Source organism: Rhodoferax fermentans (assembly GCF_002017865.1).
GTDB lineage: Bacteria > Pseudomonadota > Gammaproteobacteria > Burkholderiales > Burkholderiaceae_C > Rhodoferax > Rhodoferax fermentans.
On the sequence record NZ_MTJN01000002.1, the window covers coordinates 4,122,686 to 4,139,740 of the forward strand.

The 17,055-nt window shown below is 61.9% G+C and carries 17 protein-coding genes; 9 read left to right on the plus strand and 8 right to left on the minus strand.

Annotation, left to right across the window (positions count from 1 at the left end; genetic code table 11):
- Positions 1 to 64: 64 nt before the first annotated feature.
- Both RF819_RS19165 and RF819_RS19170 read right to left on the minus strand, forming a co-directional pair.
- Positions 65 to 1,069 carry a response regulator transcription factor gene (locus RF819_RS19165; protein WP_078366431.1) on the minus strand — a complete coding sequence of 335 codons (1,005 nt, stop codon included), beginning with the start codon at positions 1,067 to 1,069 and terminating at the stop codon, positions 65 to 67.
- The gene (locus RF819_RS19170) at positions 1,053 to 4,664 is read right to left on the minus strand and encodes an ATP-binding protein (protein ID WP_078366432.1); all 3,612 of its coding nucleotides are present in this window, start codon (positions 4,662 to 4,664) and stop codon (positions 1,053 to 1,055) included. The genes RF819_RS19165 and RF819_RS19170 overlap by 17 nt, the downstream gene beginning before the upstream one ends.
- Positions 4,665 to 4,922: 258 nt before the next feature.
- On the opposite strand from RF819_RS19170, the gene RF819_RS19175 reads away from it, so the two are divergent.
- From RF819_RS19175 to RF819_RS19195, 5 genes are all read left to right on the plus strand, one after another.
- Entirely contained in the window at positions 4,923 to 5,225 is a 303-nt protein-coding gene (locus RF819_RS19175) for an urease subunit gamma (RefSeq protein WP_078366433.1), read from the plus strand.
- Positions 5,226 to 5,257: 32 nt separating this feature from the next.
- Positions 5,258 to 5,851, plus strand: a complete 594-nt coding sequence (locus RF819_RS19180) for a HupE/UreJ family protein (protein WP_078366434.1) — start codon at positions 5,258 to 5,260, stop codon at positions 5,849 to 5,851.
- Between the two features lie 10 nt (positions 5,852 to 5,861).
- Complete coding sequence (locus RF819_RS19185) at positions 5,862 to 6,167, plus strand: urease subunit beta (RefSeq protein WP_078366435.1); 306 nt, start codon at positions 5,862 to 5,864, stop codon at positions 6,165 to 6,167.
- A gap of 70 nt (positions 6,168 to 6,237) precedes the next feature.
- Positions 6,238 to 8,001: an urease subunit alpha gene (gene ureC / locus RF819_RS19190; RefSeq protein WP_078367076.1), complete on the plus strand. Its 1,764-nt coding sequence runs from the start codon at positions 6,238 to 6,240 to the stop codon at positions 7,999 to 8,001.
- 5 nt (positions 8,002 to 8,006) lie between these two features.
- Complete coding sequence (locus tag RF819_RS19195; RefSeq protein ID WP_078366436.1) at positions 8,007 to 8,462, plus strand: GNAT family N-acetyltransferase; 456 nt, start codon at positions 8,007 to 8,009, stop codon at positions 8,460 to 8,462.
- Positions 8,463 to 8,516: 54 nt separating this feature from the next.
- On the opposite strand, the gene RF819_RS19200 is transcribed toward RF819_RS19195, so the two are convergent.
- Both RF819_RS19200 and RF819_RS19205 read right to left on the minus strand, forming a co-directional pair.
- A complete protein-coding gene (locus RF819_RS19200) occupies positions 8,517 to 8,915 on the minus strand; it encodes a type II toxin-antitoxin system death-on-curing family toxin (protein ID WP_078366437.1) in 399 nt (132 codons plus the stop codon).
- Positions 8,912 to 9,136 carry an AbrB/MazE/SpoVT family DNA-binding domain-containing protein gene (locus RF819_RS19205; RefSeq protein WP_078366438.1) on the minus strand — a complete coding sequence of 75 codons (225 nt, stop codon included), beginning with the start codon at positions 9,134 to 9,136 and terminating at the stop codon, positions 8,912 to 8,914. The genes RF819_RS19200 and RF819_RS19205 overlap by 4 nt, the downstream gene beginning before the upstream one ends.
- Before the next feature lie 179 nt (positions 9,137 to 9,315).
- Between RF819_RS19205 and ureE the strand changes: the two genes are divergently transcribed.
- From ureE to RF819_RS19225, 4 genes are all read left to right on the plus strand, one after another.
- Positions 9,316 to 9,906 carry an urease accessory protein UreE gene (gene ureE, locus RF819_RS19210; protein ID WP_078366439.1) on the plus strand — a complete coding sequence of 197 codons (591 nt, stop codon included), beginning with the start codon at positions 9,316 to 9,318 and terminating at the stop codon, positions 9,904 to 9,906.
- Positions 9,907 to 9,927: 21 nt separating this feature from the next.
- Complete coding sequence (locus tag RF819_RS19215) at positions 9,928 to 10,605, plus strand: urease accessory protein UreF (RefSeq protein ID WP_078366440.1); 678 nt, start codon at positions 9,928 to 9,930, stop codon at positions 10,603 to 10,605.
- 49 nt (positions 10,606 to 10,654) lie between these two features.
- Complete coding sequence (gene ureG / locus RF819_RS19220; RefSeq protein WP_078366441.1) at positions 10,655 to 11,317, plus strand: urease accessory protein UreG; 663 nt, start codon at positions 10,655 to 10,657, stop codon at positions 11,315 to 11,317.
- 116 nt (positions 11,318 to 11,433) lie between these two features.
- The gene (locus tag RF819_RS19225) at positions 11,434 to 13,116 is read left to right on the plus strand and encodes a response regulator (protein WP_078366442.1); all 1,683 of its coding nucleotides are present in this window, start codon (positions 11,434 to 11,436) and stop codon (positions 13,114 to 13,116) included.
- 99 nt (positions 13,117 to 13,215) lie between these two features.
- Here RF819_RS19225 and RF819_RS19230 read toward each other — a convergent pair whose 3' ends face one another.
- From RF819_RS19230 to rph, 4 genes are all read right to left on the minus strand, one after another.
- A complete protein-coding gene (locus tag RF819_RS19230) occupies positions 13,216 to 13,899 on the minus strand; it encodes a CBS domain-containing protein (RefSeq protein WP_078366443.1) in 684 nt (227 codons plus the stop codon).
- A gap of 123 nt (positions 13,900 to 14,022) precedes the next feature.
- Positions 14,023 to 15,261 (minus strand): radical SAM family heme chaperone HemW, encoded by a 1,239-nt coding sequence (gene hemW / locus RF819_RS19235; RefSeq protein WP_078366444.1) that lies wholly within the window; start codon positions 15,259 to 15,261, stop codon positions 14,023 to 14,025.
- Positions 15,262 to 15,680: 419 nt separating this feature from the next.
- Complete coding sequence (gene rdgB / locus RF819_RS19240; RefSeq protein ID WP_078366445.1) at positions 15,681 to 16,280, minus strand: RdgB/HAM1 family non-canonical purine NTP pyrophosphatase; 600 nt, start codon at positions 16,278 to 16,280, stop codon at positions 15,681 to 15,683.
- Between the two features lie 51 nt (positions 16,281 to 16,331).
- The gene (gene rph, locus RF819_RS19245) at positions 16,332 to 17,054 is read right to left on the minus strand and encodes a ribonuclease PH (RefSeq protein ID WP_078366446.1); all 723 of its coding nucleotides are present in this window, start codon (positions 17,052 to 17,054) and stop codon (positions 16,332 to 16,334) included.
- Between the last annotated feature and the right edge of the window lies 1 nt (position 17,055).

Genomic DNA, 17,055 nt, shown 5'->3' on the forward strand with positions numbered 1-17,055 from the left:
AAATGAGAGCTATCAGCCCTTGATAGATAAGGGCCGGAGGCCAAAAAGACTTGCAAACGCTGCGTTAACCCTCAAACTGCGGGTGCAGCTGTTTGATGCGGCTCATGACCATGGCGGCGGCGGCGGTGCGGGTCTCGACCCCCAGTTTGGCAAACACCCGCTCCAGGTGTTTTTTGACCGTCATCGGGCTGCTGCCAACAATGTCACCGATGTCGCGGTTGATCTTGCCCTTGACCACCCAGTACAGCACCTCGGCCTCGCGCGGGGTGAGTTTGAAGCTCAGCGCGATGGCCTCGATCACACTTTGTTCACTGAGCTCCTGCATGATGATCAGCCAGTCGCCCCCGCCCTCACTGTCACCAATCTGCTGGTGCAGCCGGAAGGTCAGGCGGTTGGCGCCATGCTCGACACTCAGACGTGGCGGCTCGGTCAAAGGCTCCTTGGCTTGCACATGACGGCGCAGCCAGACCAGCACCGGCTCGGGGGTGATCGGTGCGTCGGTGCCGTAATAACGCGCCAGCAGCTCCCGCGCCAGCGGGGTTTGCCACATCAGTTTGCCGTCGCTCACCCGCACCGTGATGCTGGCGTAACCAAAGGCGTCGAGTGCACTGCGCGCCTGGCGCCGCTCACGCGCGCCCTGCAAATGCACCGCCATGCGCGCCAGCACCTCCTTGGGTTTGATCGGTTTGGTGACGTAGTCGACCCCGCCGGACTCGAGCGCGGCCACCAGGTGTTCGGTCTCGGTCAGACCGGTCATGAACACAATCGGGATGTGGCTGGTTTGCGGCAGGCTCTTGAGGCGGCGCGCCACCTCAAAACCGTCCATGCCGGGCATCATCGCGTCGAGCAGGATGATGTCGGGCAAGACCTGGGCAGCGCGTTGTAAGGCAGCCTCGCCGTTGATGGCCACCAGCACGGTGTAGCCTGATTCATCGAGTGCGTCATGCAACACCGCCAGGTTGTCGGGCACGTCGTCGACGATCAGCACCACGTCGCTGTTGGCACGGTCCAGCGTGCGGTCCAGCAACGGGCGCGGCAAGGCGCTTTGCAAATTAGTTTTCGTTGGCATAACTGCTCAGTTGGCCCAACATGGCCTCAAACTGGAACTGCTTGGCCAGCTCACGCATGCCCGCTACAAAGTGGGCGCAATGCGGGTGGTTCAGTTCGATGGTGTCGAGCTGGTTCAAGATGCCGCGGTAGTACCCCAGCACCACCAGCTCACGCAGCGCGTCGACCTGCGGTTTGGGTGGAACCACCAGCTCGGCCACCGGTGCGGCCGTGTCCTCAGCCACCGGCACCGGGTTTTCCAGCCAGCTCAGTTTCAGGCGGCGCTCCAGCCAGTCCAGCAGGTCAATGTGGCGCACCGGCTTGAGGATGAAGTCCTCGCTCGGCACACCCAAGTCGTTGTCCAGCCCACGGTCAAACGCGTTGGCTGAAACAATAGCAACAAATGGCGCAGGATAAGGGCTATCAGCCAATAAGACACGTAAACGGCGGATGGTTTCCCAGCCGTCGATTCCGGGCATGGCCAGGTCCATCAGGATCACCTCAGGCAAGTAGCCAGCGGCCAACAGGTCCAGGCAGTCGTGGCCACTGGCGGCCGTGCGCACCTCAAACCCGAGCGGCTGCAATAACTTGACCAGCACCTCGCGGTCGGCCTCCTCGTTGTCCACCACCAGGATGCGTCGGCGTGCCCCCGCGTAGCCCCGGCGCGGGCGGCGCACAAACAGGCGGTTCTGGTGTTTGGAGGCGGGGGAATACACCGAGTGATCGAGTGCACTGCTGACCTCGGGCAAAAACAGCTTGGCCTTGAAGGTGGAGCCCACACCGGGTGTGCTGCTGACCGTCATCTGGCCACCCATCAGGTCGGTCAACATGCGGGCAATGGTCAGGCCCAGGCCAGCGCCGGGTGCGGCATTACCCGCACCCTGGGCACGTGTGAAGGGCTCAAAAATGCGTGTGAGTTCGGACTCGGACAACCCCGGGCCGGAGTCCTCCACCTCGATCACCGCCATCTCACGGGCATAACTCACTCGCAGCGTGACCTGGCCTTGGGTGGTGAACTTGATGGCGTTGCCCACCAGGTTGATCAGAATCTGACGCACCCGTTTTTCATCAGCACGCACCACGGTCGGCAGGTTGCCGTCCACCTCACAGCGGAAGGTCAGGCCCTTGGCTTGTGCCTCCAACTCAAACAGGCTGGCAATATCGCTCACAAAATCGGCAAAGAGCAGAGGTTTGACCAAGAGGGTGAGGCGCCCGGCCTCAATGTGAGCCATGTCCAGCGTGCCTTCGATCAGGGACAGCAGGTGTTCACCACCGCGTTTGATCACGCTGACCGCCTGTTTGCGGTGCGCCGGGATGCCCGCGTCTTCCCCCATGAGCTGGGCATACCCCAGGATGCTGTTGAGCGGTGTACGCAGTTCGTGGCTGATGGCACTGATGTAACGACTTTTGGCCTGGTTGGCCAGATCAGCGGCGGCGCGCGCCTCTTCAGCCACCTGTTTGGCGCGTTGTAATGCCTCGTCGGTCTGGCGGTGCAACTCGATCTCGCGCAGCAACAAATGGGTTTGCCGGTTGGACTCTTCCTGCGCCACCAGACGGCTTTTGTGCGCCAGCACCACCCACCAGGCCACCAGACCACCAATCAGGATCAGCGCCATGTAGGCCTTCAAGAAACCCGCGCGCAACACATCCATGGCTGATTGCAGCGCCTGTGGGCTGCTCAGGGTCTGGGCCAAGGTTCGGGTTTCCTGGTGGTAGAGCAGCCCGAACACACTGGCCAGCAGCGGCGCAATCACCAGCATCAGCATCAGAAAGGTGCCCAGACCTTTGTCAAGATGCGCCCAGGCAGGTTGCGGCAACAACCAGCGCAGAGCAGCCTGCCACTGGCTGGACAGGCTGGCGTGGGGTTTGCACAGGTCACCACAACGTGCATCGAGCGTGCAGCACAGCGAGCAGATCGGCCCCTGGTAAGCCGGGCAATGGGCCATGTCCGGCGCCTCGTACTCGCGTTCACAGATCACACAGGTGCTGACCTTCAGGCGCTGATAGCTGCCACTGTCTGCCTTGACTCCTTCTCCCTCTGGGAGAAGGTTGGGATGAGGGTTGGGCCGCGCCAAGTAGTATTTGCCACCCGTTGCCCAGGCCAGCAGGGGCGAGGCAAGCAACGCGGTGCCCAGGGCGATCAACGCCGAGAACGCCTGCGCCAGCGGCCCCAGAACACCCAAGTGGGCGGTGATCGACAGGCCAGAGGCCAGCACCATCGCCCCCACCCCCACCGGGTTGATGTCGTACAGGTGGGCACGTTTGAACTCGATGCCCGGTGGCGACAGGCCCAGCGGTTTGTTGATGACCAGGTCCGCCACCACCACCATCATCCAGGCAATCGCGATGTTGGAGTACAGCCCCAGCACCTCCCCCAGCGCGGCAAACACGTTCATCTCCATCAGCATGAAGGCGATCAGGGTGTTGAACACCACCCACACCACCCGCCCCGGGTGGCTGTGCGTCAGGCGCGAGAAAAAGTTGCTCCAGGCCAGCGACCCGGCGTAGGCGTTGGTGACATTGATCTTGAGCTGCGACAACACCACAAACAGCGCGGTGGCCGCCACCGCCCAGCCGTAGTTGGGAAAGACGTATTCATAAGCCGCCAGATACATCTGGTTCGGATCAACCGCACGCTCGGTGGGCACCGCGTTCTGGATCGCTAGGTAAGCCAGCAAGGCGCCGCCCAGCATCTTGAGCACCCCCAGGACCACCCAGCCCGGCCCACCCGCCAGCACACCCAGCCACCAGCGTCGGCCATTGGCTTGGGTTTTGGCGGGCATGAAGCGCAGGTAATCGGCCTGCTCACCCATCTGCGTCATCAAGGCCACCCCCACCGTCAACGCAGCACCAAAAAGCGGCAGATTAAAACCATCCGACGATCCTTTATCACCAATGTAGTGCGTCACCCCGGCAAAAGCGTTCGGGTCGCGCAGCAACACATAGACAAAAGGCACAACCAACATCACCAGCCACAGCGGCTGCGTCCAGACCTGCAGGCGGCTGATGGTCGACACCCCATGGGTCACCAGCGGAATCACCGCCAGCGCACACACCAGGTAACCCCAGCGCGGCGGGATACCCAGCGCCAGCTCGAGCGCATAGGCCATCACCGCTGCCTCCAGCGCAAAAAAGATGAAGGTGAAGCTCGCGTAGATCAGCGAGGTGAGGGTCGAGCCGATGTAGCCAAAACCCGCGCCACGGGTCAGCAAATCCATATCCACCCCATACCGGGCGGCGTAATAACTGATGGGCAGACCGGCCAGGAAGATGATCAGCCCGGTGGCCAGAATCGCCCAAAACGCGTTGACAAAACCGTATTGCACCAGCAGCGTGGCACCCACCGCCTCCAGTATCAAAAATGCAGCAGCACCCCCAAGCGCAGTCTGGGCTACCTGCCATTCCGACCACTTGCGAAAACGCTGCGGGGTGAAACGCAGCGCGTAATCCTCCAGGGTTTCACGCGCGACCCAGCCGTTGTAGTCCCGGCGCACCAAAGTGATGCGCTGGGGCGCTTTTGGTTCGGAATGGGGCACGGCAACAGAAGGGGGAAATACATCGTTTGTCACAGGCCAGAACGTGCAGTTTTCGTGCCACCTGCCATACCAGCCCTGCATACGGCACAGCTTTTGCATAATGCCTCGCATGGAACTCACACCTCGCGTTCGGACCGCATTTGCGGCCGCACGAGCTAATTATTCAAAGCATTGAGTGAAACGAAATAAATGGAATTAACCCCTCGTGTTCGGCACGCATCAGCGGCCGCACGAGCTAATGACCCCAGCAATGAGTAAAACGAAATGGAATTGACCCCTCGTGTTCGACCGGCATGGACGGTCGCACGAGCTAACGACCCCTGGATTGAGTGAAACGAAATGGAACTGACCCCTCGTGAAAAAGACAAACTCCTGCTGTTCACTGCCGCCCTGCTGGCCGAACGGCGCAAGGCCCGTGGCCTCAAGCTGAACTACCCCGAGGCGGTGGCCTTGATCAGCGCCGCCGTCATGGAGGGCGCACGCGATGGCAAAACCGTGGCCCAGCTCATGAGTGAAGGCCGCACGGTGCTGACCCGCGCCGATGTGATGGACGGCATCGCCGAGATGATCCCGGACATCCAGGTCGAGGCCACCTTCCCCGACGGCACCAAATTGGTCACCGTTCACCAACCCATTGTTTAGACACCCTTTTTGGGTTTACTGGAGTAATTCTGATGCGTCCATCCGCCAAATCGGCTCTATTTCTGATCGCTGCCTGCGTCCTGTCCACAGGGGCTAGCGCCCATACCGGCCATGGCACCCACAGCCTGATGGAAGGCCTGGCCCACCCGTTTGGCGCTGACCATTTGCTGGCCATGCTGGCGGTGGGCGTCTGGTCGGTCAGCGCCCTGCCTGCCAGCAAAGCCTGGCAAGGCCCAGCCACCTTTTTGCTGGCGCTGGTGTTCAGTGCGGTGCTGGGGGCCAGCGGGTTCACCGTGCCTTATCTGGAACACGCGATTGCGCTCTCGGTCACGCTGTTTGGTGCCATGCTGGTGCTGGCCAGCACACCGATGCCCAAGGCGTTTGGCTTGACGCTGATCGCGCTCGCAGCCTCGCTGCACGGCCTGGCCCACGGCGCCGAAACGCCCGAGACGGGTTTTGCCGGGTATGCGGTCGGTTTCCTGCTGACCACCGCAGCTCTGCATCTGGGGGGTGTGGGCCTTGGCCTGAGCATCCGGCGCTGGTTGAGTGAACGCAGCACCACCGTGCTGGCCAGCCTGGGTGGCTTGCTCAGCGTGGCTGGCTTGGTCTTGTTCAACCAAGTCTGAGGCTGTAGCGATGATTCCCGGCGAACTTTTCACCGACGAGGGTGAACACCCCCTCAACACCGGCAGGCGCACCGTCACGCTGGTGGTGACCAATGCGTCTGAGCGGCCGATCCAGGTTGGCTCGCACTACCACTTTGCCGAGACCAATGGCGCGCTCAGCTTCGACCGCGCGGCAGTCCATGGCATGCGGCTCAACATCGCCTCGGGGCTGGCGGTGCGGTTCGAGCCCGGCCAGCAGCGCACGGTGGAGCTGGTGGATTTTGCCGGTGAACGCATCGTGCACGGCTTTCGTGGCCTCGTCATGGGTCAGCTCTGATTTTTGGTACTTTTAGCCTCTGGCCCTTTTGCAAAAAGGGCTGATAGCTCTCTTTTTTGAAGGTAACACCATGGCCACGATTGGACGACGCGCCTATGCCGAGATTTTTGGTCCTACCACCGGGGATCGGGTTCGCCTGGCCGACACCGGCCTGATCATCGAGGTCGAGCAGGACTACACCCTGGCCGCAGGAAGCTACGGTGAAGAGGTGAAATTTGGCGGTGGCAAGACCATCCGCGACGGCATGGCGCAGTCGCAAAAGATGCGGTCTGAGGGCGCGGTGGACACCGTGATGACCAACGCGCTGATCCTGGACCACTGGGGCATTGTCAAGGCCGACATTGGCCTCAAAGGTGGCCGCATCGTTGCCATTGGCAAGGCGGGTAACCCCGACGTGCAGCCCGGCGTGGACATCATCATCGGCCCGGGCACTGAAGTGATCAGTTGTGAAGGCAACATCGTCACCGCGGGTGGCATCGACAGCCACATCCACTTCATCTGCCCGCAGCAGATCGAAGAGGCGCTGGCCAGCGGTGTGACGACCATGATGGGCGGCGGCACCGGCCCCGCCACCGGCACCTTTGCCACCACCTGCACACCCGGCCCGTGGAATATTGAACGCATGCTGCAAGCCGCCGACGCCTTCCCGATGAACCTGGGTTTCTTGGGCAAGGGCAATGCCAGCCTGCCCGCCGCCTTGCACGAACAAATCAACGCCGGTGTCATTGGCCTCAAACTGCACGAAGACTGGGGCACCACACCGGCGGCCATCAGCAACTGCCTGGATGTGGCCGACGCCACCGACACCCAAGTGGCGATCCACTCTGACACGCTCAACGAATCGGGTTTTGTCGAGAACACCATTGCTGCGACCAAAGGCCGGGGTCTGTGCGCCTTCCACACCGAAGGCGCCGGTGGTGGCCATGCGCCCGACATCCTGCGCGTGGTCGGTGAAGCTAACTTCTTGCCCAGTTCGACCAACCCAACCATGCCCTACACCGTCAACACGCTGGACGAACACGTGGACATGTTGATGGTCTGTCACCATCTGGACGCTGGCATTGCCGAAGACCTGGCCTTTGCCGAGAGCCGCATCCGCAAGGAAACCATCGCCGCCGAAGACGTGTTGCACGACCTGGGCGCGATTTCCATGATGAGCAGCGACAGCCAAGCCATGGGTCGGGTGGGTGAGGTCATCATCCGCACCTGGCAAACCGCCAGCAAGATGAAACAACAGCGTGGCTGGCTGGCGCCACCGCTGGTGCTGGGCGCGATCCAGTCCGAGGCTGCGCTGGTGGAACACAAAGAGCGCAACGACAACTTCCGCGCCAAACGCTATATCGCCAAAACCAGCATCAACCCGGCGATTGCCCACGGCATCAGCCACGAGGTGGGCAGCATCGAGGTCGGCAAATGGGCCGATCTGGTGGTCTGGAAACCGGCGTTTTTCGGCGTCAAACCGGCGCTGATCCTCAAAGGCGGCTTTATCGCGATGGCCGCCATGGGGGATCCCAATGCGTCGATCCCGACACCACAACCGGTGCACTACCGGCCGATGTTTGGGGCGTTTGGTGGCGCGCTGGCGCGTGGTTCACTCACCTTTGTGTCACAAGCGGGTTTGAAGGCCGGCATCCAGGAACGTTTTGGCCTGCAAAAAACCTTGAGTGCGGTGAAAAACATCCGCGGTGTGCGCAAACAGCACATGGTGCACAACCACTACCTGCCCACCATGGAGATCGACGCCCAGACCTACAGCGTGCGTGCCGACGGCCAGCTGCTGACCTGCGAGCCTGCGGTGAGCCTGCCGATGGCACAACGCTACTTCTTGTTCTGAGCCGCATGGACATCCGTATCGACGATTTGCAAGGCAGCGCGATCCAAGCCCTGCTGCAAGAGCATTTGGACGACATGCACTCAAGCTCGCCGCCAGAAAGTGTGCACGCGCTTGACCTGGCCGCCCTGCGCCACCAGTCCATCACCTTCTGGACCGCCTGGGACGGCGATGAACTGATGGGCTGCGGCGCGCTCAAACAACTCAGCCCGGAGCATGCCGAACTCAAATCCATGCGCACCGCCCGCACCCACCTGCGCAAAGGTGTGGCCCGCGCGATGCTGCGGCATATCCTGGCGGCAGCTCAGGCCAGGGGGTTCCAGCGCATCAGCCTGGAGACCGGCACCCCTGCGCCATTTGTCGCCGCCCAGAAGCTCTATGCCAGCGAAGGTTTTGTGGAATGCGGGCCGTTTGCCAGCTATGTGCTGGACCCGTACAGTGTGTTCATGACCAAGGAGCTTTGAGTGTGGCCTTCTCGGCCTTCACGTTGGACCCTTGACCACGACCAAACCTGCGCTTCAACGCGGCTGCATGTGGGTGCGAATCCAGGCAGCGAACGCGGCTTCTTCGATGTCGCCAGCGGCGACTGAGAGCATGGTGGTGACGCATTCCAGATCCGACGCCACCAGGTCAAAACCATTGAGCGCCAGAGACAGTTCCATCGCCACAAACGCGGTGCGCTTGTTACCGTCAACAAAGGGATGGTTGCGGGAAATGCCATAGGCGTAACTGGCCGCCAAGTCTGCAGCGTCAGGCATGCCGTAGCTTGCCAACTGCTCGGGTCGCGCCAAGGCTGAGTCCAGCAAGTTGGCATCGCGCACACCAGCACCGCCGCCGTGTTCGGCCAATTGTTCGTCGTGTACCGCGTGAATCAAGGCATGGTCGATCCATACCCAGGTTTGGCGTTCGGCACTCATTTGGCCAGTTCACGCAACACGTTACGGCGCTTTTTCATGATCGCCCGCGCCTCTTGCATCTGGACATCCAGCGTGGGGTCGTAGGGTGTCAGCGTGATGCCATTGGCCGCATCGGTCACAAACAAACTATCCCCCTTTTCCAGATTCAGCCGCGCCAAAACCTCTTTGGGCAAGATCACACCCACCGAGTTGCCGATCTGTGTGAGTTTGAGTGCGGTCATGGGGGTCTCCAGTTCAGGTTATAACGATTGTTAGTATATTGACCTGCACCTGAGGAGGCAAGTCTGGGCCAAACATCCACCCACCCACATGGCGGCAGAGCGTCGTGCTGGCGCAAACCCTTGCCAACGCGGTACAGTTATTGCTTTTCATCCGTACGCATTCCTCAGCTCATTTACCCATGATCCACGTCTCCAAACTCATCCCCCAAGGCGCCGGTCTGGCAGCAGTGCTGCTCAAACGTGCCAGTACCGTCGAGCTGGACTGGGATGTCCGCCAGAAAAGCCGTTTTGACGCGACCGACTCGACCGGGCGCCAGCTTGGCATCTTTTTGCCACGCGGCACGGTCGCGCGCGGTGGCGATGTACTGGTGGCGCATGACGGCTCCTTGATCAAGGTCTGGGCCGCGCCGCAAGCCGTGCTCAAGATCACCGCTTGCCCGGACCATGGCACGCCGTTTGACCTGATCCGCGCCGCCTACCACCTGGGCAACCGGCATGTGCCGATTGAGCTCAAGCCCGACCACCTCAAGATCGAGCCCGACCATGTGCTGGCCAGCATGTTGCACGCCATGCACCTGATCGTGACCGAGGTCACCGAGCCGTTTGAGCCGGAAAACGGCGCCTACGCCACCGGCGGCCATTTTGGTGGCCACCACCACGGGCATGAACACGACCACGATCACAGCCATGACCATGTGCACACACCACCGGCCAGCCCGGAGGCGCCTAAGCCCCACGTGCACGGCCCGGGTTGCGGCCACCACCACTGAGCACCGGCGAGGACATCACGCATGCACGACAGCAGCCTGATGCAGCTGATGTGGCTGGCCTCACCGGCCTTGCCGATCGGCGGATTCTCGTACTCAGAATGTCTTGAAGCCGCCGTCGATGCTGGGCTGGTCACTAGCGAAACAGAAGCAGCTGACTGGTTGGTGGAGCAACTCCACACCAGCTTGGCGCGTGCTGATCTGGCAGTCATCGCCCAGGCGATTCCGGCTTGGAAGCAAGCCGACCACACCCGCATCGCCCAGCTCAATGCCTGGGTTTTACAGACTCGAGAAAGCAGCGAATTGCGCGCGCAGACCGAGCAAATGGGCCGCAGCCTGCTGGAGTGGTTACGCAACCACACCACCGCCCAGCCCGAGCAAATCGCCCTGCTGGCCAGCCTTCAACCGACCTACCCGCTGGCCTTTGCGCTGGCTGCAAGTGCCACCGGTGCACCGCTGCGCGACTGTCTGCTGGCCAATGCCTTTGGCTGGGCCGAAAACATGATGCAGGCCGCGATCAAGGCTGTGCCGCTGGGTCAGAGTTCAGGCCAGCGCATCCTCTCTGCCCTGGCAGCGAACATCCCGGCGGCGGTGGACTTGGCGCTGGCTCTGGATGATGAGAACCGCCAGGCCTTCTCCCCCATGCTGGCGATCCTGAGCGCCCGGCACGAATCACAGTATTCAAGGATTTTTAGGTCCTAGCCCTTATATAAAAAGGGCTTGCAGCTTCACTTTAAATAGCACACCAACCATGACCACACCCCTGCACCACGTCCCCAACCGCACCAAAAAACTGCCACCTTTGCGCGTGGGCATTGGCGGGCCGGTTGGATCCGGCAAAACCACGCTGCTCGAAATGCTGTGTAAAGCCATGCGCGACAAATACGACCTGGTCGCCATCACCAACGACATCTACACCAAGGAAGACCAGCGCCTGCTGACCGTGAGCGGCGCGCTGCCGGCCGAGCGCATTTTGGGTGTCGAGACGGGCGGCTGCCCGCACACCGCCATCCGTGAAGACTGCTCGATCAACCTGGAGGCGATTGACCGCATGCTGGTGGACTTTCCCGATGCCGACATCGTGTTTGTCGAGAGTGGTGGCGACAACCTGGCCGCCACTTTCAGCCCCGAGCTATCGGACTTGACCATCTACGTGATCGACGTGGCGGCCGGTGAAAAAATCCCGCGCAAAGGTGGCCCTGGCATCACCAAAAGTGACCTGTTTGTCATCAACAAAACCGACCTGGCGCCGCACGTGGGCGCCAACCTGGAGGTGATGGCGGCGGACACCACCCGCATGCGCAGCACCCCCAAGGGGCTCAAGCCCTTTGTGATGACCAACTTAAAAACCCTGGCCGGGCTCGACGAGGTGGTGCGGTTCATCGAACAACGCGGACTGCTCGTCAACGGCTGAGACCGCGCCAGCGCTGAACCCTGGCAGGCTGGGTGCTATGATTTTGAAAAAGCACCACAAGGAGGCAGCAAGGTGAGTATCCAGCACGGGGCTTTGTCCCCCATCAGGACCCCTCGGTGATCCTGCCTGAGGACGACCTGTCCACCAGCAGCGCGCTGGTGATCGACGCCAACCCCACTTCACGCTCGATGCTGGTGTCGCAGCTGCGAGATTTCGGCATGGGCCGTGTGGTGCAGGCCGCCCGCTTGCAAGACGCCCGACGCCAGCTCGAATTTCGCAACTTTGACGTGGTCTTGTGCGAATTGCATTTTGACAACGAGACCATGACCGGGCAGGATCTGCTCGACGATTTGCGGCGCAACCAGCTGCTGCCATTTGCCACCGTGTTCATCATGGTCACCGGAGAAGCCACCTATGCCAAGGTGGCTGAAGCCGCCGAGTCGGCGCTGGACGGTTACCTGCTCAAACCCCACAAGGCCAACCAGTTGGCCGAGCGACTGCACCAGGCGCGTTTTCGCAAAACATCGCTGCAGGACATCTTCAGCGCCATTGAGGCAGAGGACTTCGAAACCGCAGCCAGCTTGTGCCAACAGCGATTTGAGAGCAAAGGCTTGTTCTGGTTATACGCGGCACGTGTCGGCGCCGAGCTGATGCTGCGCCTGGGCAAAACCGCGCAGGCGCAAAAACTCTACCAGGCGGTGGTGGCGGCCAAGACCCTGCCCTGGGCCAGACTCGGCGTGGCGCGTGCGCTCATGGACGAAGGCCAGGTGACCCGCGCCACCAGCGTGCTGGACAAGCTGATCAGCGAAGAGCCCAACTACACCGACGCTTACGATGTGATGGGGCGCGCCCAGTTCGAGCAGGGTAAGTTTGACGCGGCGCTGAGCACCTACAAACTGGCCAGCGACCTGACACCGGCCTCCATCACCCGGCTGCAAAACCTGGGCTTGATGAGTTATTACTGTGGCGACCGCCAAGGCGCAGAGGCCATGCTGGACCGCACCACCCGCATCGGTTTGTACTCCAAGATGTTTGACTGCCAGACCCTGGTGCTGCTGGCGCTGGTGCGTTTTGAGACGGGTAACCGCAAAGGCCTGCAGCGCTGCCGCGATGACTTTGCCCGCCTCATCAAACGCCGCCCTGGCAACGAACGCCAGGAGCGACTGAGCGGCATTGTGGAGGCACTCCATCTGATCGATCAGGGCCAATTTGTGCAGGCGGTGACGTCGATCCGCAGCCAATGCCAGCGCATCAAGTCACCTGATTTCGATTTTGAATCGGCCGCCAACCTGCTGGCCTTGCTGGCCCAGTTGGCCAACAAAACCATCCAGCTCGACGAGGTGGAACAGGTGGTGGACACGGTGGGCAAACGTTTTGCTGGCACGCGCGCCCTGGCCGAATTGCTGGCAGGTTCGGCGGCGATTTACCCGCCTTATGCCGAGCTGGTGCGCACAGCCCACAGCAGCATCCTCAAACTGACCGAAGCCGCAATGACCATGAGCATGCGTGGTGACCCGCAGGCGGCGGTGATTGAACTGATCCGCCATGGCCAGGAAACACTCAGTGGCAAACTGATTGAAACCGCATATCTGGTGATGCACCGGTATGCAGACAAGATCAAGAACGCCGCCGAGCTGGGCCCCATGGTGCAACAGTTGCGCACACACTACAACACCAAGATCACGCGCGCAGCATTGGGTGAACCCAAACGCCAGGCCGGAGGACTCACCTTGCGCGCCAGTGGCCATGCGGCAACCACAACTGCCACACCAAGCGCCGTGCCAGAGACCCTGCGCTGACGCCATGTCCGGCGGTTCAATCCGCTTCCATATAAATAGCTGTGTCAAAAGATCTGACAAGGGCTAGGAGCCATTTGGCCACATAAAAGTCGGCCAACGTCAACCCCACAGGTCCAGCGGTGGGTCGGTCACCACCGCACGCAGGATGTCCGAGCGCGAGATAAAACCCGCCACCAAGCCCTGATCGTCCACCACCGGCAGGCCCGGCAAACCGGTGTCGAGCAGCACCTGCGCCACCCGGCGAATGTCCGAGTCGGGCGCCACGCTGGGCACCGGTGTGACCATGATGTTGGTGACGTTCTGCAGCATCAGCGCACGCCAGGCCAGCGCGTGGCTATCGGGTGAGGGCAGGCGCTCGGGGTTGAGCAAGTCGGCCCGGGTCAGCAGCCCCACCAAATGGTTGTTGGCATCAATCACCGGGGCTTGGCCAACGCCTTGTTCGCTGAGCACCTGCCAGGCCTGCAACACCGTGGCGCTGTCCTTGAGACTGATGATGCGCGGGCTCATCAGGTCACTGACCCGGGTCAGGGGGTGGCGTACCGTGCTGCCGTCGCGCGTGTCGGTGTAGGCCGACAAGGCGCTGCGGTGGCCGTCATCGCCAGTGGCCTTGTTGGCCGCAGACTCCACAAAAGCGCCAAACGATTCGGCGAGTCGGTCGTCGCCCTGCTTTCCGGTAGGCAACAGTGCACGACTGCGCGTCAGGGCCCCCACACCACCGACTTGGCGCAACTGCTCCAAACTGCCGCGAAACAAACGCCCCTGCATGCCGTAGACCGAAAACATGGTGTGTGCATCTCCAAAACTGCTGCCCTGCGACAGACCCCGCCCAAGGCTGTGGCCCAGCGGCCATTGTGTCTGTTATCGACGCTGACACGCCCTGACTTGACCGATGCGGCAACCAGCACCTCAGGTTTTGGGCAAAAACAGCGCCTGCAGGTCGTTCAAAAAGTCAAAACCACGTGGCGTGGGCCGGGCGTGGGCCAGGTCGCTGGTCATCAGACCACGCGCCTGGGCCTCTTGTAGCGCCGCAGCAATGGCGTTGAGCGACAGGCCGGTGCGTTCGGCAAACAGCGGCAGCGCAAACCCGTCGGCCAGGCGCAGCGCGTTGAGCATGAACTCAAACGGCAACTCAGCACGTTTGACCTCGTTCTCCTGCGCGATGGCGCTGCCCGCCAGCGCTTGCGCCATGTAACGCGCCGGGTCACGCAGGCGCACCTGGCGCAACACGCGGTGGGCAAAACTGAGTTTGCTGTGGGCGCCAGCGCCAATGCCCAGATAGTCACCAAACTGCCAGTAGTTGAGGTTGTGCGCGCAGCGGTGGCCCGGCTTGGCGTAGGCCGAGACTTCGTAACGCTGCAGGCCAGCCGGACCCGTCAGCTCGGTGATCAAGTCCAGCATGTCGGCCGCCAGGTCGTCGTCCACAGCAGCGGGCGGGTGTTTGGCAAAGAAAGTGTTGGGCTCGATGGTCAGGTGGTAGATCGACAGGTGCGGCGGCGCAAACGACAGCGCGGTGGCCACATCGCTGCGCAACTCATCGAGCGTCTGGCCCGGCAGCGCATACATCAGGTCCAGGTTGAAAGTGTCAAAGTTGAGAGCAGCCTCCTCAAGCGCAGCAAGGGCCTGAGACCGATTGTGCACACGACCCAGGGTTTGCAGATAAGCGTCGTTGAAACTCTGCACCCCGACCGAAAGGCGGGTCACACCGGCAGCACGAAAGGCTTTGAAGCGGTCTTTCTCGAAGGTGCCGGGATTGGCCTCCAGCGTGATCTCGGCGTCCGCCGCGAGTTTCAGACGGGCGCGGATACCAGCGATCAGCTGGTCAATCGCTGTTGGTGAAAACAGGCTGGGCGTGCCGCCACCGATGAACACGGTTTGCACACTGCGGCCCCAGATCAGCGGCAGCGCCGACTCCAGATCGGCCATCAGCGCGTTGAGGTAATCCTGCTCGGGCAGGTCGGCCGCGCGCTGCTCGTGGGAGTTGAAGTCGCAGTACGGGCATTTTTTGAGGCACCAGGGCAGGTGCACATAGAGTGACAGCGGCGGCAAGCTGCCCAGTTGCAGCGTGCCGGGACGCATGTAGTGCTGGATGTCGTGCGGCTGCACCGGCTGCTCGGGGCTGCCTGGCTCGGAGTGGATGGGAATCATCTGTTCAGTGGATATGTTTCAGGGCACGGTCAGGATGCGCTTGTGGTGCTTGGGGTTGTGGTGCGCCCCGCGCGGCAGCCGCAGGGGGCGCCCGCCTCATACTGGGGTACCAGAAATCGGCGGTCGCCCCCTGCGGCTGCCACGCGATTCTGTCGGAACGCCAGCATTGGAGGTCCAAAAGCAGAATGCAGGATGGGTGATGACTTCAAAGCCTTGTTCGCTGAGTAGCCAAGCGCTTGACTTGGTGAGCGTCCAGCGAGGCGGGGACTTTGGGCGGCTGACGATTTCTGGTACCCCAGTATGAGGAAGCCGCCCAAAGGCTCCGACTCGCGGGTTGCACCAACGAAGTAGGCCAACAGGGGCAGTCTGGTGCCTCGTGCCCCTGGACTACCAAACAAAGCTCGCCGCGTCCGCACCACTCACAACCAGCGCTCGCGCATCAGCGCCACCATGGCGGCAGCCGCCCTGCCCCGGTGGCTGTGGGCGTTTTTCACCTCGGTGGGCAGCTGGGCAAAGGTCTGACCAAACTCGGGGATGAACATCACCGGATCAAAACCAAAACCGTTGCTGCCCAGGCGCTCACGCGCAATCTCACCCACCACACGCCCCACTGCCACCAGCGGCTCGGGGTCCTCGGGGCTGCGCACCGCCACCAGGGTGCTGACCATCGCGGCGCGGCGATTCTCTATGCCCGCCATCTGCTCCAGCAGCGCGCGCACATTGTTGTCGTCACTCTTGGGGTAACCAAACTGGGTGGCGTAATAGGCGGTTTGCACCCCGGGCAGGCCACCAAAAGCGTCCACACACAAACCGGCGTCATCAGCCACGGCGGGCAGGCCGCTGTGCGCAGCTGCGTGGCGCGCCTTGGTCAGCGCGTTCTCAATAAAGGTGTGGTAGGGCTCAGGCGCCTCCGGGATGCCCAGGCTGCCCTGGGTGATGAGCTCGAACCCAAGCGGCGCAAACATGGCCTGCAATTCAGCCAGCTTGCCGGGGTTGTTGGATGCCAAAACAATTTTCATATAACAAATTGGCCTCTAGCCCGCGTTTATCAAGGGCTGATAGCTATCAAATTAATAAGCAGCCTTTTGCAGTTGGATCAACTCACGGATGCCTTTGTCGGCCAGGGCCAGCAGCTGGTCCATCTCGGCGCGGGTGAAGGCGACACCTTCGGCAGTGCCCTGCACTTCCACATAGTGGCCAGCGCCGGTCATCACCACGTTCATGTCGGTATCGCAGGCCGAGTCTTCCACATACTCCAGGTCCAGCAAGGGTGTGCCCTGCACAATGCCGACCGAGATGGCGGCCACCGGGTTGAGGATCGGTGACTGTGTGATCTTGCCCTGTGCCATGAGCCAGTTCACTGCGTCCTGCGCTGCCACAAAAGCACCAGTGATGGCAGCGGTGCGGGTGCCACCGTCGGCCTGGATCACGTCGCAGTCGAGGTGGATGGTGCGCTCGCCCAGCAGCTTGAGGTCAAACACACTGCGCAACGCGCGGCCAATCAGGCGCTGGATCTCTTGCGTGCGGCCGGACTGTTTGCCCCGTGCCGCCTCGCGGTCGCTGCGGGTGTGGGTGGCGCGCGGCAACATGCCGTATTCGGCGGTGACCCAGCCCTCGCCGCTGCCTTTTTTGTGGCCGGGCACTTTTTCCTCGACCGAGGCGGTGCACAACACCTGGGTGTTGCCAAACGCAATCAGCACCGAGCCCTCGGCGTGCATGGTGTAGTGGCGGGTGATGCTCACCGTGCGCAGGGCGTCAAAGGCGCGTGCGCCTGAGCGTGAAAAATCAGTCATG

What these genes read in the sequence shown, in the direction of transcription:
- RF819_RS19215 (WP_078366440.1), top strand. Translation starts at nt 9,928, where the DNA reads ATGCACGACAGCAGCCTGATGCAGCTGATGTGGCTGGCCTCACCGGCC.
- RF819_RS19170 (WP_078366432.1), bottom strand. Translation starts at nt 4,664, where the DNA reads ATGCAGGGCTGGTATGGCAGGTGGCACGAAAACTGCACGTTCTGGCCT.
- ureE (WP_078366439.1), top strand. Translation starts at nt 9,316, where the DNA reads ATGATCCACGTCTCCAAACTCATCCCCCAAGGCGCCGGTCTGGCAGCA.
- ureC (WP_078367076.1), top strand. Translation starts at nt 6,238, where the DNA reads ATGGCCACGATTGGACGACGCGCCTATGCCGAGATTTTTGGTCCTACC.
- RF819_RS19165 (WP_078366431.1), bottom strand. Translation starts at nt 1,069, where the DNA reads ATGCCAACGAAAACTAATTTGCAAAGCGCCTTGCCGCGCCCGTTGCTG.
- RF819_RS19200 (WP_078366437.1), bottom strand. Translation starts at nt 8,915, where the DNA reads ATGAGTGCCGAACGCCAAACCTGGGTATGGATCGACCATGCCTTGATT.
- RF819_RS19185 (WP_078366435.1), top strand. Translation starts at nt 5,862, where the DNA reads ATGATTCCCGGCGAACTTTTCACCGACGAGGGTGAACACCCCCTCAAC.
- RF819_RS19180 (WP_078366434.1), top strand. Translation starts at nt 5,258, where the DNA reads ATGCGTCCATCCGCCAAATCGGCTCTATTTCTGATCGCTGCCTGCGTC.
- RF819_RS19230 (WP_078366443.1), bottom strand. Translation starts at nt 13,899, where the DNA reads ATGTTTTCGGTCTACGGCATGCAGGGGCGTTTGTTTCGCGGCAGTTTG.
- RF819_RS19205 (WP_078366438.1), bottom strand. Translation starts at nt 9,136, where the DNA reads ATGACCGCACTCAAACTCACACAGATCGGCAACTCGGTGGGTGTGATC.
- rdgB (WP_078366445.1), bottom strand. Translation starts at nt 16,280, where the DNA reads ATGAAAATTGTTTTGGCATCCAACAACCCCGGCAAGCTGGCTGAATTG.
- RF819_RS19195 (WP_078366436.1), top strand. Translation starts at nt 8,007, where the DNA reads ATGGACATCCGTATCGACGATTTGCAAGGCAGCGCGATCCAAGCCCTG.
- rph (WP_078366446.1), bottom strand. Translation starts at nt 17,054, where the DNA reads ATGACTGATTTTTCACGCTCAGGCGCACGCGCCTTTGACGCCCTGCGC.
- hemW (WP_078366444.1), bottom strand. Translation starts at nt 15,261, where the DNA reads ATGATTCCCATCCACTCCGAGCCAGGCAGCCCCGAGCAGCCGGTGCAG.
- RF819_RS19175 (WP_078366433.1), top strand. Translation starts at nt 4,923, where the DNA reads ATGGAACTGACCCCTCGTGAAAAAGACAAACTCCTGCTGTTCACTGCC.
- ureG (WP_078366441.1), top strand. Translation starts at nt 10,655, where the DNA reads ATGACCACACCCCTGCACCACGTCCCCAACCGCACCAAAAAACTGCCA.